This window comes from Microcoleus sp. w1-18aA5 (assembly GCF_036701705.1).
GTDB lineage: Bacteria > Cyanobacteriota > Cyanobacteriia > Cyanobacteriales > Microcoleaceae > Microcoleus.
Window position 1 is genome coordinate 76,935 of the sequence record NZ_JAUPTE010000017.1, and the last position, 16,797, is coordinate 93,731.

The following is a 16,797-nucleotide window of genomic DNA, read 5'->3' on the forward strand; positions in this document are numbered from 1 at the left end:
ACGGAGAAACTACTGACAGTGTATTTACGTAAATAAAATTTTAATGTAAAAAAATGATAGTAGTTGACCGCTAATACATAATCATCTCAAATTTAGGTGCATCTAGATGGGACAGATAATTATTAACGAATTCCGGCGCGCTACTGGAAACATTACAGGCAACGAGTATGTAGAGTTACTGCTCACAGAAGATGTAAGTCCAACTCAGCTTCAGAGCTATTTTGTAGGCGACTCAACTGAGGCAACAGCAGTTAAATATTCAGCTTATCGATTTACTAATATGGCAAGTATTGCTCCTGTGTTTAAAACAGGGACAATACTTACGGTTGGCGGTTCGCCTGCTGATCAAGAGATTGCCTACAACCCCATACCATCGGGAACAAACAATGATTGGAACATTCGATTGAGTCCCCAAGGTGGATTTTTGACAAAGCTACTCCCAGCCGGAAATTTTCATGGGGACTTCGCGGCTTCAGATGTTGTTTATGTTGATAATGCTAGCACTACAAATACAGATACAGTAGATTCGATCGCCTGGAGGACATCGGGGACACACGGAGCCTTTGGGAGTGCAGCTAAGGTGCAAATTCCAGCACCAAGTAACGGGGGTATTGTCGAGTTTTTCAGCGCTATTGGCGGGGTGAACAAAACTGCTAATTATGCTGTAAATAGTCCTGGCTCGTTGGGTTTGCCCAACGGCGGAATCAACACTATTTATATTAACAGTCTCCGCAACCCGCAGGTTAACATCGCTCCGAATTTGGCAACTCCTAATGTTAATCCGCCGATCGCAATTAATGAAGATATACCCAGCGCTGCTAACACAGGCTTTAGTATTTTTAACCTCACTAGCGAGTTAGGAAGTGACGCTAATGGCGATCCTTTGGGTGTCGCCGTCACCACGGCAGACAATACTAACGGTAACTGGCAATTTTCAACAGACGGCAATACTTGGACAAATTTCGGCACAGTGTCGGAAAGTTCAGCAACCGTGCTCGGCCCGACTCCTCTTTATAATGGCTTACTTGGTAACACTCCCACTGCTCAAAATTGGTTGTCTTTGACTAACTTAAATCTTGCTTCTCCTACCGCTACAGCTTCAGAAATATTTAGCGGTAATGGAGTTAATTTAAACAGCACTGCTGCCAATAGCATTTATGCTGGCTATACAAATAATCCTTTAAATCTGTCATTTCCCCCGCTCGATCGCACTACAGGCTTTAGCTTGTCTTTTAATCTCCAAATTATCTCGGAATCCCGCACTAATCAAAATCAAGCTGGTTTTAGCATTGTTGCCGTTACTAGCGATCGCAAAGCCATTGAAATCGGTTTTCAGCAGCTATCTGCAAGTTCTGGCAATATCTTTGCACAAGGCGACGGCATTACTCCCAACCCAAGCGGACAAACCAACGGCTTATTTGTTGCAGCCGAGAATGTTGGTTATAACACCAATATTGCTACTAACTACACTCTCATAGTTCAAGGTGACAAATACCTTCTTTCCGATGGCAGCGAGATCATACTAACCGGCCCGCTGCGCGATTATTCAGGATTTAGCGACCAGATAGATCCTTACGAAACTCCTAATTTTCTATTCCTCGGTGACGGCACTACCTCGGCGCAAGCTAACATCAACCTGACGCGGGTTTCCCTGCAAACGCCTGCGATAGTCCGCTTTGTACCCAACCAAGACTATTACAGTACCCCTGGAAGCGAACCAACAATTACTTTTCGGGCGTGGGATGGAAGTAACGGAGTGGGTAACGGTACTGCCGGCGTCAATGCTTCTGTTACTGGGGGAACAACGCCGTTTAGCACTAATAGTTTAACAAGTTCGATCGCAGTTAATCCAGTCAACGATCCACCTTCGTTTGTCAAAGGAGTCGATCGCACTCTCAGCAGCAATTCGGGGCCACAAACCATCCCCGGATGGGCGACTGCGATTTCTCCAGGCCCTGCCAACGAATCAGGACAAACAGTGGCTTTTCAAGTGGTAGGGAATGATAATGCTGCTTTGTTTAGTGTACAACCTGCGATCGACTCGGTGGGGACGCTAACCTTTACACCGGTGCCGGGGGCGATCGGCAGTGCTAATATCACTCTAAACCTGAGAGATAATGGCGGTATAGAGAACGAAGGACTCGATACTTCTGACACCCAAGCGTTCATTATCAATCTCACCAATCCAGGCACATTTAACTTTAGTGCTGCAAATTACAGCGTTAATGAAAACGGTCAATTTGCCACAATTACTGTTACTCGCACTGATGCTACTAATGTAACTGCTGTCAGTTACAGTACCAGTAATGGCACTGCTAATGCTGGCAGCGACTATAACCAAACATCGGGAACATTAAATTTTGGCATTGGAGAAACTACTCAATTTTTCACGATTCCAATTGTTGATGATGCGGCAATAGAAGAGGATGAAACTGTTAATTTGACTCTGAACAATCCCACTAACGGATCTGATTTAGGAGGGATTTATAGTGCTGTTTTGACTATTGTAGATACAACTCCAACTCCGACTCCGATACCTGCTGAAACTCCGACGCCAACTCCGACTCCGACGCCTGCTGAAACTCCGACGCCAACTCCGACGCCAATTCCGACTCCGACGCCAACTCCGACGCCAATTCCGACAGCGACACCTGCGGAAACTCCGACGCCAATTCCGACACCGACGCCGACGCTTGCGGAAACTCCAATTCCGACGCCAATTCCCACACCGACGCCGACGCTTGCGGAAACTCCAATTCCGACACCAATTCCGACGCCTGCGGAAACTCTAATTCCGACAGCGACGCCAATTCCGACTCCGACGCCGACACCTGCGGAAACTCCGACGCCAACTCCAACTCCGACGCCAACTCCAACTCCGACGACTGCGGAAACTCCAATTCCGACAGCGACACCTGCGGAAACTCCGACGCCAACTCCAACTCCGACGCCAATTCCGACACCGACGCCGACGCCTGCGGAAACTCCACTTCCGACGCCAATTCCTGCGGAAACTCCGACACCAATTCCGACGCCAATTCCGACACCGACACCAATTCCGACACCAATTCCGACACCTGCGGAAACTCCAACTCCGACACCAATTCCGACACCAATTCCGACGCCAATTCCTGCGGAAACTCCGACACCAATTCCGACGCCAATTCCGACACCGACACCAATTCCAACACCAATTCCGACACCTGCGGAAACTCCAATTCCGACACCAATTCCGACGCCAATTCCGATATCTACGGAAACTCCGACACCAATTCCAACGCCAATTCCGACTGCGACACCAATTCCGACGGCTATACCTGGGGAAACGCCGATCGCCAATCAGAATTCGATCGCCCCAACCACATCTCCAACAAGCGAAACCCCCACACCTGCGCTAATTCCTGCTGCTTCGGAAGACTGTATGTGCGATCGAATCACTTTACCCGATCGCACTTCCATTCCCGGCCAGAATATCCCTGAAAATATCCTCAACGGTACAGACGGTAAAGATACTCTAACCGGCAGCGATATTAATGACATCATCAACGGTTTTAATAGCAGCGACTGGCTAAATGGCTTATTCGGCAACGACAATATTTACGGTGGCCTTGCTAGCCCAGTTACTGTTGGCGCGGATGCAGACAGCGACACCATATTTGGCAACGAAAATAACGACTATCTCGTCGGCCACGCTGGGAATGACATTATTTATGCGGGTAAAGATCATGATGTGGCGATCGCAGGCAAAGATAATGACGTAGTTTGGGGCGACAAAGGCAACGATACCCTACTTGGCGATGAAGGTAATGACAGTTTATTTGGTGGCACTTCTGATGCGTCTGACGGTGACTTGACAGGAAAAGATTTGCTTTTTGGCAATAACGGCAACGACGTTTTATACGGACAAGAAAGCGAAGATACTCTTGCTGGGGGCGAAGACAATGATACCTTACACGGTGGCAAAGATAACGATATAATTTGCGGCGATTCTGGCAATGATTTGCTGTTTGGAGATTTGGGAAATGACAGCATCTGCGGTGGCGATGGCGAGGATACAATTTTCGGAGATATTGACAATATCGCGACAGATGCTAGCAATCAAAAAGATTATTTGTGCGGTGGCAGCGGGAATGATTTAATTTTTGGTAATCAAGATGTCGATCAATTGTGTGGTGGTGACGGTAACGATACTCTGTACGGCGGCAAGGGTGATGATACTTTGATTGGGGGAATGGGCGACGACTGGTTGATGCCAGACTTCGGAAACGATACGCTGGAAGGGGGAAGCGGGCGCGATTACTTTTTCTTGACTGCGGGAGAAGGCCACGATGTAATTGCTGATTTTACGCAAGGTGAAGATTTATTAATTTTGACGGGAGGGTTAACGGTCGATCGACTCAGCATAGTTCAAGAAAACACTACAACTTTTATCAAAATTGCCAACACAGATCAAATCTTAGCTAGCCTCAAAGGGGTGCCAGCTAATCTCATCACTCAACAGGATTTTACAGTAATTGGGCTACCTGGTTTGTAGATAATATCAAATCCGGTTGTATCAGAATGATCCCTAATATCATGTCCGATCGATTAACGATAATATCCGGGTCGGGGCGGGTTTTTGAGATTGTCAATTATTTGCAGGTATTGTTGGTGAGGGAAGCCCCTACAAAAATCGCGATCGCTCGACCGGACATGATATGAGACACTAATTAAATCTTTCGTATAGCGTCAGCAAATAGTCATATCGCATTGATTTATCCTCTCTAAAATTAATCCACCCTGCCTTCAGAAGGCAGGCTAGGGCGATCGCGAGGAGTATGGAGTCAAACACAATATTGGTACTAGACTTAGGGTTAAGTTGAAACTGTAGGGTGCGTACTTCGCACCCTACAGTCTCTCGTTTCCAGGCTCGGCTTTGTATTTAAACCGGAACCAGATTCGGTTCCAAAGTTGCTACTAATTTGAGATTGTACTCATATTCAAAACACGGCTTTTTATAATCCAAACTCCACATTTCTAGAGCGCAATTGTCTTCGCGATTGAGCGGTTGTAGGCGCAAGTGAAACTCTCTCACTTCTGGGCGATATTCGCATTTAAAATCAGAAATTGCGCCAATCTGCCGCCTGTCTAAAGCCACAGCTAACCGCATAAAAGGATGCAATTTACTGACGAGTTCTCGGCATTTTTTTGGAAGAATAATAAAGTTTTCGTGCTTCTTTTTAGGAGGATTTTTCCGGTGATAGCGAGCTAAATTGGCAATGACTTCAATCTCTGTTTCAGTGTAGCCCAATAACTCACCATTGCGAATTAAATAGTAAGAATGCTTGTGGTGCGCTGAATGGCTGACGTATAAACCGCAGTTGTGTAGAATTGCCGCAGCCCACAGCAACTCGCGTTCTTCGCTTCCCCAGTTGTGTAGAATTCCTTGAGTTTGGTCGAAGAAATTGAGAGTAAATGCTGCGGTTCTTTCGCTTTGTTCTAAATTGACTTGATATTTGTTAGCCATGTGGAGAATGCTACGCTGGCGGATTGAACCTTGATAGCGTAAGCGGTTTTCAATTAAACCGTGCGCCAGCATCCAGTCAACAATTACGCCTTCTCTCAGAGACCGATCGCAAACAGTAAGAAATTCCATTCCTAATAATGTCATCGCTTCCTGCAAAATCAAAGCGCCTGCCAGAATAATTTCGGCCCGCTTGTCCGACATTCCCGGAATTGCCAACCTTTCGGCATAAGAAAGTTTGCGAAAGCGATTGACTAAATCGCGCAAATCTTTTAAACTTAACTGATATCCGGCTAGGGGACTCGGCACTGTTCCCAACTTTTCGCGAGCGTTAATTGTGGCCAGAGTTTCGATGGTTCCAGCAGTGCCAATCAAGCGCAAAGGTTCGCCAGCATGGAATTGGGAGCGCAATTCGTCGATCGGTCTTTCTAGCGAAATCCGAATATAAGCTTGCAAATAAGCAAACTCCTCCTTGCTAATTGGGTCAGTTTTGACAAATTGTCCTGTTAGGCGAACAGCACCAATTTTTGTACTGGTGAGACAGCGAGGTTCTGAACTATCTCCTAAAATCAACTCAGTAGAACCGCCTCCAATATCAATAATTACCTGGGACTGATTGTTAAACTCCATTCCCGAAAGTACGCCGAGATAAATTCTCCGCGCTTCTTCCTGACCGGAAATTAAACTTACATTCAGGTCTAATTCTTCAGCGACTTGTTGGAGAAAATCCCGCCCGTTAGGGGCTTCCCGAACCGCACTCGTAGCCACAGCAATAATTTGTTCGACATTGAAAGTTTTAGCAATATCTTGAAAACGGCGCAGAGTGGCAAGAGCCCTTTCCATAACCTCGGATTTCAAGCGCCCTGTCTTAACCTCACAATCGCCCAACCGAACCGTATCTTTTTCTCTAGCAATAATCGTAAACGCGGGAAATTTCGGATCGATCCGCGCCACCACCATGTGAAACGAGTTAGTACCCATATCAATAGCAGCAATAATGCGATTTGACTCCGCAGAAGCAAGTGAATTAACCATTGGAGTGTATCGGGGTTGACAGATATTTTTAATTATTCCATGAATTTACTGAGTCATCGGCTTAAAATATTAAAAATCTCCAATCTAAAATTAAAATGCTTACAGAGCCTGATCGCCAACCCGAATCCACATTGCTAACCGTCGTAAGGCTTTTGAGATGGGACAAACCAGCAGGAAGGCTCATTTTAATGATTCCAGCCCTCTGGGCCGTCTTTTTAGCAGCAGACGGGAGGCCGCCCGCAGCATTGGTGGGTGTGATTGTGTTGGGTACCTTAGCCACGAGTGCGGCTGGATGCGTTATCAACGACTTGTGGGATCGCGATATCGATCCCGAAGTAGAAAGAACGCGATCGCGCCCCCTAGCATCCCGCGCCCTCACCGTGCAAACTGGGATAGGAGTTGCATTAATTTCCTTTGCTTGCGCGGCGATTCTCGCTTTTTATCTCAATCCTTTAAGCTTCTGGCTGTGCGTGGCCGCCGTACCAGTAATTATCTGCTATCCCCTAGCAAAAAGATTCTTCCCAGTGCCACAATTAGTGTTATCAATTGCCTGGGGTTTTGCAGTTTTAATTAGTTGGAGCGCCGCCGTGGGAGAACTAGAATTAGCGACTTGGTTGCTGTGGGGTGCAGTCGTACTGTGGACGTTAGGATTTGATACAGTTTATGCGATGAGCGATCGGGAAGACGATTTGCGTTTGGGTGTGAATTCCAGCGCGATATTTTTCGGGAATAATGCTGCTAATGCTGTGGGTTTTTTCTTTGTTGGTACTGTCGGTTTGTTAGCAGCAATGGGAATTAATCTGCACTTGCACATTGGTTTTTGGATGGCAATTAGTGCGGCGGCAATTTTATGGTTTTTGCAGTACAGTCAACTGCAGAATGCGGATATTCCTAAGCTTGTTTACGGTCAAATTTTTCGCCAAAATGTTTGGGTGGGTTTTGTCATATTGGCGGGGATGATTGTTGGGGAGATTTTTTGATAAGTTCGCCAATATCAAGTGTAGGTTAGGTTGAACGCTCGCGAAACCAAATTTACACTTGATATGAATCGTGAAGCAGAGAGATAAAAAGCGCGAGGCAGAAACACCCAAGTGAATGCAAAGAAACAGTAGCAGTGAAGATTAAAGCGCTCAACGATCGCCACCAACTCAGTTTATTTACTTGACAAAATAACACTTACAAGCTATTGTGAAAGCACCTCTACATTTAAATTCTAATATAAAAATTTATTTATTCATAATGTAGACCCTAGACTTTATGATTCAAAAAATCCGTGAAGCTATTGGATTGTTCGCCTCAAACTTTGTGCTGTTTAGTTTGATAGTGCTAACAGTATGGTTGCCGGGGTCAATTCTGTTGATATATTTGCGCCTGTACGTTTTTCCAGAAATGACTGGCGGAGACGAGTTGCGTATAACCATGCAAGAATTGCGAGTGTCGCAATTCATTGAAGGCTCTTTTGGTACGCTCTATGTGGGTGCATTACTTCATGCACTTGCTAAGTTGAAGCGGGGACTTCATCCAACTTATCGTGAGTCCATGACCCACGCAGGACGAAAGTGTTTCAAGATGTTCGGAACTCGTTTTGTCACTGGATTGATTGTGCTAGGTGGTTTAATTCTTTTCATCGTTCCAGGTGTCATTTTGGCATTGCGCTATGCACTAATTGATGCCGCTGTGGTGCTGGAAGGTGTAGAAGGATCGAAGGCTCAAAAAGTTAGTGCGAATTTGACTCAAGGGAAAAGAGATAAGATATTTTGGACGATGATTCTGACCTATCTTGGATTGTTTATTGCTTCGACGATCGTGTCTTTTATTTTGTATCTACCGCTATCATTTATTGGACAAGAGGAGAACTTTGGAGTCGCATTAATCTATGAGTGCGTTGCGAATATTCTTGCTGCATTGCCCATCATAGTTTTGTTTTTGTTCTACTGGGATGCAAAAAATCAGCAGCCAGTTGTCTAGGATGAAATAACTGCTTGCATCTGGCAATTTCCATGACCAACCCCATCAAGCAAGAAGCCCGCCAAATTCTCGACACTCTCGCCTTTACCGCCTTCGATCGGTGCCATCCCCTGGGCCACGACTTCGACACAATTCCTCCTAGAGTTGGTTTGTACGCCTTTCAACATCGCATTCAAGGATTACTCTACATCGGCAAAGCCAAGAACCTCCGCGATCGACTGCGAGGTAATCACAAAGCCTTCCTCTGGGGCTGGCTCTATCGCTACGATCCAGATGATGTAAGGATCGCTTTTGTTACCATCAACCTATGGCAAAAACCAGGGTTATTATAGGAATTATAAACCCTCATCCTTCAAGCTACAAATCCTCCCTACAACGTTAAAATCCCCAGAGAACAATGACTCAGATCCTCAATATCCAACACTTACCACCAGAAGCTATTCATTCGCTGATGACCCATTTGCCGGACTATGTGAAAGTCGCCCTGATGGAAAAAGCTACGCAGCTAGAATGTTCTCTGGAAGCTGCAATCGAAATGGCGATCGCTAGTTTTCTAGACTCAGAATCTTTCAGCTTTGAAGATTGCCTATTATCGCAACGTCTTAAGGAATCAGAATTGGTAGAATTTCCCCAAAAGAAATAGGGTGCGATCGCCCGTTTTACAATCAAAAGAGCGAGATCCCTTCTTGCATCCGCGTTAATCTGCGTCCATCTGCAGTTAAAAAAGAGCGAGATCCATTTTTCACCCATCTCCAGAGTAGATAGTGTGAAAACAAACTAGCAAGTATTAATAACACCATATTCACCCCAAAACTATGAAAAAAATTATCATTGGCATTATGGGCCCGGGCGATAGTGCCACATCAACCGACTTAGAAAACGCCTATCAACTGGGACAACTCATCGCGGAAGCAGGATGGATATTGCTAACTGGCGGCAGAAATGTCGGCGTCATGGATGCCGCCAACAAAGGAGCAAAATCAGCTAACGGTTTAACAGTCGGCATCCTTCCGGGAAATGACACTCGCGGCATTTCTGAAGCTGTAGATATTGCCATTGTCACCGATATGGGAAACGCCAGAAATAACATTAACGTTCTTTCTTCAGATGTAATAATTGCCTGCGGTATGGGCACGGGCACTGCTTCGGAAATTGCCCTCGCCCTCAAAGCTAACAAACAAGTTATATTGTTAAATTACAGCGCCGAAAGTCAACTTTTTTTTAAAGGTTTAGCACAATTTAACATCTTTGTGGTAAACAATGCTGTAGAGGCTATGAATCAAGCTCGCGAAATCCTAGTAAATCCAAGATGAAATCCAAGATGAGAGCAAGCAAATTCAACTTTTGTGCGATCGGCATTTTCCTGACTTTGGGGATTTTCGTCACTACCAAAGCAGACGGAAGAATTGCACAGTTCAGTTTCAGCAACAAATCTACTCAAAAATTAGCACAAACCCTCCCTCCTCCTCCCCCTGTCGCAAAGCCTGTTACTGAACAAGAAGCGCCACCTATTCGCAGTGAATCCGTGCCGGATCAAATCGCTTTAGCAACCCATTTGCAGACCATCAAAGCTAGAATGTACGGTGCTTACTGGTGCCCTCACTGTCACACGCAACAAGAACTTTTCGGCAAAGAAGCATTTACCGCAATTACTTACATTGAGTGCGACCCCAGAGGCAAAGATTCTCAACCGGATTTGTGCAAAGCTGCCAATATTAAAGCTTATCCCACTTGGGAAATTCGGGGAAAATATTACACGGGCAGGCAATCTTTGGAAAAACTGGCTATTTTATCCGGTTATAAAGGCAGCAGCAATTTTATGCCACCAGTTACCTCTCCTTAAAAATATCTAAATTAGTTAGCACTCGCACTCGCCCACTCAGAAACCGGGTTTTTGAACCGAGATTGACGGTTTTCAGCAATTATTTTGGTTAAAAACCCGGTTTCTCGCTACCCGTGCGTCCATGACTATAAATGTAAGGTGCTTATGGCGCACCTAAAATTATGATTTTTATGAATCCAACTTCTGAATAATATGAATTGACATGACAGTAAGCTGGTTATTTAATTGTAATTAGGCGGACAGATATATGTCAATTTCAGACTAGCAGTTATTCAGGAGACTGAAGCGATGCAGTTACAATTTAGCAATAAACAAATAATCTGGGCCAGTTTGCTATGCTTTTCGGCAATTGCATTTCCTCTAACAAGCCAAGCTATAACAGTACAAGAAGTACCGAATCCCCGTCAAGTAAATAACACTTGGGTAACGGACAAGGCAAACATTCTCAGCGACAGCACCGAAACTCAGCTAAATCAAATGATTTCGGATTTAGAGGCGAAAAACGGCTCAGAAATCGCTGTTGTGACAGTGCCTGATACTAAACCATCTGCGACACCAAAAGCATTTGCTACAGAATTATTTAACTTTTGGGGGATTGGCAAAAAAGGTAAAAATAACGGATTTTTATTGTTGATTTCGTCGGGGGAACGCCGCGTTCAAATTGAAACAGGTTCGGGCATTCAAAGCATTTTACCCGATGCGAAGGTAGTGGAAATTATTAAAACCGAAATTACGCCCCGATTTAAACAGCAGGACTTTGACGGGGGCACATTAGCGGGGACAAAGGCGTTAGTAAATGTTTTACAAACTCCGATGGTAAATGCTCAATATCAAACCACGCTGCCTTTGGTTCCAATCGTACCATCTCAAGGGGTGAAACCGTCACCAATACCTAGTCAACCGCCAGTTATTAGTAATAGTACATCCACAGGTGAAGATTCATCGAATTTAATTTATGGCTTACTTGGGTTGTTATTCACAGCGTTCATAGCATTTATACCTTGCTTCATTATCTTCAGGATATTTAGCAGCTTATTTTCTCGGATATCTCGTTACCGCCACCGCCGTTATCCGCGCAATTACAGCAGTAACAATCGCAATTACGGCAGTCACAGTCCCAATTACACCAGTAACAGTCCTAATTACAGCAATAACAATCGCAATTACAGCAGTAACAATCGCAATTACAGCAGTAACAGTCCTAATTACACCAGTAACAGCGTCGATTACAGTAGCACTAACAACAGTAGTAGCGATGATTGCGGTGGCTACTACAGCAGTAATAGCAGCGACTACAGTATTAGCAACAGCGACTGCGGAGGTAGCTTTGGCGGTGGAAACTCCAGCGGTGGCGGTGCGGGTGCCGATTACAGCAGCAGCATTAGCAGTAGCGACTACAGCATTAGCAGCAGTAGCGACTACAGCAGTAGCAGCAGTAGTGACTACAGCAGCAGTAGCAGTAGCGACTACAGCAGTAGCAGTAGCGACTATAGCAGTAGTGGGGGTGGCGGTGGGGATTGGTAATTTGGGAATGCAGGTAGAAACCGAGTTTTTTTAACAGGAATTAGTCCCCCTCTGCGGGGACTTCGTTTGTTTAGTTACGGTTTCCACCGTCCCACTCACGAGGGGTTAGCTAACTAAAATAGTCTTCAACAATTTTCAAAATTCGCGAAGCCGCCAAACCGTCACCAAAGGGATTAATTGCCATTGCCATTGCGTTGTATGCTTCGGAATTGCTGAGCAATTCTGCCGCTGCCGAGAAAATTGTATCAGAATTCGTACCTACAAGTTTAGCGGTTCCTGCGGAAATAGCTTCTGGTCTTTCTGTGGTTTCTCGTAATACTAAAACTGGCTTGCCCAAACTAGGTGCTTCTTCTTGCAAGCCCCCCGAATCTGTTAAAATTAAATGAGATCTTTGAATGGCTCCTACTAATTCTGCGTAATCTAAAGGTTCAGTTAAAAAGACTCTCGGATTGTCGCCCAAAAGAGCTTGCAAAGGTTCTCGAACAGTGGGGTTTCGGTGTAGTGGTAGCAGCAAGGCTGTGTCGGGAAATTTATCTAAGATTTGGAGAAATGCGTGAGCAATCCCTTGTAAGGGTTCTCCCCAATTTTCGCGGCGGTGAACTGTTGCTAAGATAGTGCGATATTTGCTCCAATCTAAGTTAGGAATGTTGCATTTTGGTTCGCGTTTGGCGACAGAAAGCAAGGCATCGATTACTGTGTTGCCTGTACGGTGAATTTCTCCCAAAACGCCCGATCGCACTAAATTCTCTTGGGCCAGCGCTGTCGGGGCAAAATGCAGCCTTGTGAGCTGAGATATCAACCGTCGGTTAGCCTCTTCGGGGTAAGGATTGAACACGTCGTCTGTCCGCAATCCGGCTTCTACGTGACCTACGGGTATTTTTTGGTAAAATGCAGCCAAAGCAGCGGCAAATGCTGTCGTTGTATCGCCCTGAACTAAGACGATGTGGGGCTGCAATTCTTTAAACAATGCTTCCAAACCCTGCAAACTCCGGGATGTAATATCTGTCAAGGTTTGCTGGTGCTGCATAATTGCTAAATCCCGATCGGCTTTTAGAGCGAACATTCGCATTACTTGCTCGACCATTTCTCGGTGCTGACCGGTTAAAATTACTTGGGTGTCAAAGGTTGGCGAACTTTTGAACACTTGAATGACTGGGGCTAGTTTAATTGCTTCCGGGCGAGTTCCTAAGACGATGCAAACGCGGTGTGTGGCTTCGGGCATGGTAAAATTGGGTAGTTGAGATTGGTGAGGGTTTTAAAGGCTCAATATTTATAGCAGGTTTGAATCGTTGGTTAATAAGATTTATTTTTTTGGGAACTGCAGAGGGCGCAGAGGGCGCAGAGGAGGGAGAAAAGATAGAGAGGAAGGGGTTTATTGAGGGTGTTATATAGTTTTATCTCGCACTGTTGGTACATTTTTATTGTTTAATTGTCATGCCTTATCGCTACATTCTATTTTATAAACCCTACGATGTTTTAACTCAATTCACTGACAACTCCAGCGAAACTAAACGCAGCACTCTCAAAGACTATATTCCTATTCCTAACATTTATGCAGTAGGAAGGCTCGATCGCGATAGTGAAGGTTTGTTGCTGCTAACCGATGATGGACAAATGCAGCACCGCCTCAGTGACCCGAAATTCGCTCATCCCCGCACTTACTGGGTGCAAGTTGAACGAATTCCCGATGCAAGTGCGATCGCAGCTTTGCAGACAGGTGTCACAATTCAAGATTATCGGACTCGATCGGCAAAAGTGCAATTATTGTTAGAAGAACCACCTTTGCCACCCCGCGAACCGCCGATTAGATTTCGCAAAAACGTGCCGACAGCTTGGCTGGAAATGACTCTCACAGAAGGCCGCAACCGCCAAGTGCGCCGGATGACCGCAGCAGTAGGGTTTCCGACACTGCGGCTGGTCAGATGTGCGATCGGGCATTTGCGTCTGGAAGGCCTCAAACCCGGTGAATGGCGGGAACTAACTCAAGCCGATTTTAGATTTTAGATTTTGGATTTTGGATTGGAGAATTACAGTCAACCGTCTTGACATTTAGGACATTCTTGATAGCTGAAACTATTACTGCGGCTGCATTTCCCTTCTTCCTTCTTCCTGATATCCGTTACATCCGTTACATCCGTTACACAATCCGTTGCCGAACTTCCTTCTGCCTTCTGCTTACTTTCGAGGGGGCAAAATAAAACTCTCCTTTCCATCCTGATCTTTTTGCACCTGAGCTCCCAACTTGACAAGAGCTTGTCTCGCCCTTTGACGCACCAACTTATCAGTTGTTTGAGCATAAACCGTGCTCCAAGCATTAAACCGCACCGGCACGCTATCGGGATCTCGGCGCAAATACTCAGCAGTGGCTCGAAACATCGGCGCCAATTTCGACCATTCCGGGCTTCCTTCCACCCAATCAGCGGCCATTTCGTGAGAGCGAATTGAGTCGGGAATATCCCCCAACAGCAGCAACTCATCAATACCTTTAGTTCGCCACACTATCCACGATTGGGAATGAAGTTGCGGCGAAACGGCAAGGGCTCTAGTACCACGCTCTATAAAGTTAACAGCGGTTTCAGGCTTTCCTTGATAAAAAGAAATAGCTGTGGAAAGAAACAGGTAGATGTCAGTCCACCGCGGGTCGCGCTGCGTAACTATGTCAAAATAATCTTGGCTGAGATTGTAGCCCGTCACCTCTCGCGCTTCGTCGTCGCCAAAATATTGCAAAAATTTGAGAAATGTCCAATCTGCAATTAAATTGTCAAACCCAAAACTAGGGATAGTTTTGAGCATTTTTAGCCGCAGGGCTTCTTGCTGCGCTTCTTGCTGTGCGGCTTGCTTGAAACTGGCAGCAGACATTGCAGACAGCGGCTTTTGCCCCTGAACGCCAACTGGGGACATTCCGCCTAACTCCCGGCTAGACTGCATGGCGACGACCCCCGCCAGCGCTGCTAGACCGATAGCTCCATTAACGAGCAGGCTCAACCACTTACGCGAAAATTGTTCGATTTTAGCTTCCACGGCACTTTATAAATCCAAGTTTTAAATTAAGTTTATTGAAAGAGAGTAATAATTGGTTGGCGATCGACTATGAATCTCGTTAAACTGTCCAAAGGGATGGTGGAGCCTCCGCACAATAGTTTAAGTAGTAGTGTGAGATTTTTTAGCAATATAAAATCTCAAATCAAAAATCTAAAATCGAATTGAGCCAAATTCAATGAATCAAGCCCGCAGACGCTTTTCTAAATTACAGGCAGCCCTGTTCAGTGGGGCAATGGCAACAACCGCTTCGATATCTTTGCTCGTTCCCGGCCTGAGTCAATCAGTCCGCGCTGAGCTTCAAGATAGCCCCAAAGCTGTCTTAGACGAAGCTTGGCAAATTGTGAACCGAGACTATGTTGATGGCAGCTTTAACAAGACTGACTGGCAAGTAACCCGCCAAGAACTGCTGAGCAAAAATTATACTTCTCGCGAAGCTGCCTACACCGCCCTCCGCAAAGCCCTAGAGAAATTAAACGACCCCTACACGCGCTTCATGGACCCGAAGCAGTACGAAGCGCTGACGAATCAAACGTCTGGGGAACTGACAGGGGTGGGGATGAGGCTGGAAGAAGACGAGAAAACAAAAGCGATTAGGGTAGTCGAGCCGATGGAAAATTCCCCGGCCCTGAAGGCAGGGATTCTAGCGGGCGATACGATTTTGGTGATTGACGGCAAAACTACCAAAGGCATGACTGTCTCGGATGCGGCTCAGGTAATTCGGGGCGACGAAGGTACGAAAGTAACGCTGCGGATTGCTCGTGAGGGCAAAAGCGAGTTTGATATCACTCTGACTCGGGCGAGAATAGAGGTAGCCGCGGTTCGCTACAGCCTCAAGAATGAAGGCGGTAAGAATGTGGGTTACATCCGTTTACAAGAGTTTAGCTCCCACGCGGGCGAACAAATGGAGGCGGCGATTAAAAAGCTCTCGGCTCAGAAAGCTGACGCTTTTGTGTTGGATTTGCGGGGGAATCCCGGCGGGTTGCTGCGAGTGAGCATTGATATCGCTCGGATGTGGATGGATACAGGGGCGATCGTCCGCACAGTCGATCGGGCGGGCGATTCTCAGGAAATGAAGGCAAATCGCACTGCGCTCACTGACAAGCCTTTGGTGGTGCTCGTGGACGACAACTCAGCCAGCGCCAGCGAGATTTTGGCCGGTGCTCTGAAGGACAACAAGCGCGCAACTGTGATGGGCGGCCAAACTTTTGGCAAAGCTTTGGTGCAGTCGGTGCATTCTTTGGCTGACGGTTCGGGATTGGCGGTGACGATCGCTCACTACTATACTCCTAACGGTACGGATATCAGCCACAAGGGGGTTACTCCTGATGTTAAGGTGGAAATCACCGACGAACAAAAGCTGAAATTAGCTAACAAACCGATGTTGGTTGCGACTAAGGATGATCCTTGCTACGCGCAGGCGATCGCACTTTTGAAAACTACTGCTTCCTCGGCGCGTCCCGTGGCCGCTAATGAGGTTCTTGTTCCTAAAAAGTAAGTAGTTGAAACAGTAATTTATTAACAATAAGCATGAATATAAAACCCGCTGGCGCGGGTTTTATTTTTATTGATTAGTTATTGGTAATTAAGTAAATCCCCTTAATCCAAACGAAAGATGCAGATGGCTAAAAAGTTGGCTATATGAGCATTCTTCCTGCTCCCTGTTTCCTTCTTTTTTCTATTTAGTTATTGGTTAATTGATATCCGGATTAAAGCAGATTAGTCGGATTGGAATTTTTTAACCGCAGATATCAACTTCGGAACACAGATGGAGGCTGATGGGATTTCTGAAGTGTTTCAACTCAGACTTAGGAATGAAAAATAAATAAGTTGATTAGTTATCGGTTATAATGAAAAAAGTGTGAGATTACAATTTTTACCAAAA

General features: G+C 45.8%; 14 protein-coding genes. 10 read left to right on the plus strand and 4 right to left on the minus strand.

The genetic code is table 11. The features are described from left to right. Positions 1 to 106: 106 nt before the first annotated feature. Positions 107 to 4,534: a choice-of-anchor Y domain-containing protein gene (locus Q5691_RS09115; RefSeq protein WP_333344561.1), complete on the plus strand. Its 4,428-nt coding sequence runs from the start codon at positions 107 to 109 to the stop codon at positions 4,532 to 4,534. A 387-nt stretch (positions 4,535 to 4,921) separates the two neighbouring features. Here the strand turns inward: Q5691_RS09115 and Q5691_RS09120 are convergent, their stop codons facing one another. Next, positions 4,922 to 6,538, minus strand: a complete 1,617-nt coding sequence (locus tag Q5691_RS09120; protein WP_333344563.1) for a Ppx/GppA phosphatase family protein — start codon at positions 6,536 to 6,538, stop codon at positions 4,922 to 4,924. Positions 6,539 to 6,633: 95 nt separating this feature from the next. Here Q5691_RS09120 and Q5691_RS09125 point away from each other — a divergent pair, with 95 nt between their 5' ends. The 7 genes from Q5691_RS09125 (at position 6,634) to Q5691_RS09155 (ending at position 11,873) form a co-directional block, all read left to right on the plus strand. Further along, the gene (locus Q5691_RS09125) at positions 6,634 to 7,518 is read left to right on the plus strand and encodes a 4-hydroxybenzoate solanesyltransferase (RefSeq protein ID WP_333344565.1); all 885 of its coding nucleotides are present in this window, start codon (positions 6,634 to 6,636) and stop codon (positions 7,516 to 7,518) included. A 277-nt stretch (positions 7,519 to 7,795) separates the two neighbouring features. Continuing rightward, positions 7,796 to 8,506 (plus strand): hypothetical protein, encoded by a 711-nt coding sequence (locus tag Q5691_RS09130; protein WP_333344567.1) that lies wholly within the window; start codon positions 7,796 to 7,798, stop codon positions 8,504 to 8,506. Between the two features lie 32 nt (positions 8,507 to 8,538). Further along, a complete protein-coding gene (locus Q5691_RS09135) occupies positions 8,539 to 8,838 on the plus strand; it encodes a GIY-YIG nuclease family protein (protein WP_333344569.1) in 300 nt (99 codons plus the stop codon). Positions 8,839 to 8,903: 65 nt separating this feature from the next. Next, complete coding sequence (locus Q5691_RS09140; protein WP_333216126.1) at positions 8,904 to 9,149, plus strand: hypothetical protein; 246 nt, start codon at positions 8,904 to 8,906, stop codon at positions 9,147 to 9,149. Between the two features lie 172 nt (positions 9,150 to 9,321). Then, positions 9,322 to 9,819 (plus strand): TIGR00725 family protein, encoded by a 498-nt coding sequence (locus Q5691_RS09145; protein ID WP_333216124.1) that lies wholly within the window; start codon positions 9,322 to 9,324, stop codon positions 9,817 to 9,819. 8 nt (positions 9,820 to 9,827) lie between these two features. Continuing rightward, positions 9,828 to 10,349, plus strand: a complete 522-nt coding sequence (locus Q5691_RS09150) for a hypothetical protein (RefSeq protein WP_333216122.1) — start codon at positions 9,828 to 9,830, stop codon at positions 10,347 to 10,349. A 288-nt stretch (positions 10,350 to 10,637) separates the two neighbouring features. After that, positions 10,638 to 11,873, plus strand: coding sequence for a TPM domain-containing protein (locus Q5691_RS09155; protein ID WP_333307799.1), 1,236 nt, complete (start codon positions 10,638 to 10,640; stop codon positions 11,871 to 11,873). Positions 11,874 to 11,982: 109 nt separating this feature from the next. On the opposite strand, the gene wecB is transcribed toward Q5691_RS09155, so the two are convergent. Beyond that, positions 11,983 to 13,095: a non-hydrolyzing UDP-N-acetylglucosamine 2-epimerase gene (gene wecB / locus Q5691_RS09160; protein WP_333344571.1), complete on the minus strand. Its 1,113-nt coding sequence runs from the start codon at positions 13,093 to 13,095 to the stop codon at positions 11,983 to 11,985. A gap of 212 nt (positions 13,096 to 13,307) precedes the next feature. On the opposite strand from wecB, the gene Q5691_RS09165 reads away from it, so the two are divergent. Then, positions 13,308 to 13,877, plus strand: a complete 570-nt coding sequence (locus Q5691_RS09165) for a pseudouridine synthase (protein WP_006631347.1) — start codon at positions 13,308 to 13,310, stop codon at positions 13,875 to 13,877. Positions 13,878 to 13,906: 29 nt separating this feature from the next. Here the strand turns inward: Q5691_RS09165 and Q5691_RS09170 are convergent, their stop codons facing one another. Then, positions 13,907 to 14,086, minus strand: a complete 180-nt coding sequence (locus tag Q5691_RS09170) for a hypothetical protein (RefSeq protein WP_333344573.1) — start codon at positions 14,084 to 14,086, stop codon at positions 13,907 to 13,909. Continuing rightward, positions 14,049 to 14,894: a hypothetical protein gene (locus Q5691_RS09175; protein ID WP_333307803.1), complete on the minus strand. Its 846-nt coding sequence runs from the start codon at positions 14,892 to 14,894 to the stop codon at positions 14,049 to 14,051. Before Q5691_RS09175 ends, Q5691_RS09170 begins: the two co-directional genes overlap by 38 nt. A gap of 196 nt (positions 14,895 to 15,090) precedes the next feature. On the opposite strand from Q5691_RS09175, the gene ctpB reads away from it, so the two are divergent. Continuing rightward, the gene (gene ctpB, locus Q5691_RS09180) at positions 15,091 to 16,410 is read left to right on the plus strand and encodes a carboxyl-terminal processing protease CtpB (RefSeq protein ID WP_333211505.1); all 1,320 of its coding nucleotides are present in this window, start codon (positions 15,091 to 15,093) and stop codon (positions 16,408 to 16,410) included. The last annotated feature ends 387 nt before the right edge of the window (positions 16,411 to 16,797 follow it).

Coding starts and splice junctions, on each gene's coding strand:
- Q5691_RS09115 (WP_333344561.1), top strand. CDS start 107: ATGGGACAGATAATTATTAACGAATTCCGGCGCGCTACTGGAAACATT.
- Q5691_RS09120 (WP_333344563.1), bottom strand. CDS start 6,538: ATGGTTAATTCACTTGCTTCTGCGGAGTCAAATCGCATTATTGCTGCT.
- Q5691_RS09125 (WP_333344565.1), top strand. CDS start 6,634: ATGCTTACAGAGCCTGATCGCCAACCCGAATCCACATTGCTAACCGTC.
- Q5691_RS09130 (WP_333344567.1), top strand. CDS start 7,796: ATGATTCAAAAAATCCGTGAAGCTATTGGATTGTTCGCCTCAAACTTT.
- Q5691_RS09135 (WP_333344569.1), top strand. CDS start 8,539: ATGACCAACCCCATCAAGCAAGAAGCCCGCCAAATTCTCGACACTCTC.
- Q5691_RS09140 (WP_333216126.1), top strand. CDS start 8,904: ATGACTCAGATCCTCAATATCCAACACTTACCACCAGAAGCTATTCAT.
- Q5691_RS09145 (WP_333216124.1), top strand. CDS start 9,322: ATGAAAAAAATTATCATTGGCATTATGGGCCCGGGCGATAGTGCCACA.
- Q5691_RS09150 (WP_333216122.1), top strand. CDS start 9,828: ATGAGAGCAAGCAAATTCAACTTTTGTGCGATCGGCATTTTCCTGACT.
- Q5691_RS09155 (WP_333307799.1), top strand. CDS start 10,638: ATGCAGTTACAATTTAGCAATAAACAAATAATCTGGGCCAGTTTGCTA.
- wecB (WP_333344571.1), bottom strand. CDS start 13,095: ATGCCCGAAGCCACACACCGCGTTTGCATCGTCTTAGGAACTCGCCCG.
- Q5691_RS09165 (WP_006631347.1), top strand. CDS start 13,308: ATGCCTTATCGCTACATTCTATTTTATAAACCCTACGATGTTTTAACT.
- Q5691_RS09170 (WP_333344573.1), bottom strand. CDS start 14,086: ATGGAAAGGAGAGTTTTATTTTGCCCCCTCGAAAGTAAGCAGAAGGCA.
- ctpB (WP_333211505.1), top strand. CDS start 15,091: ATGAATCAAGCCCGCAGACGCTTTTCTAAATTACAGGCAGCCCTGTTC.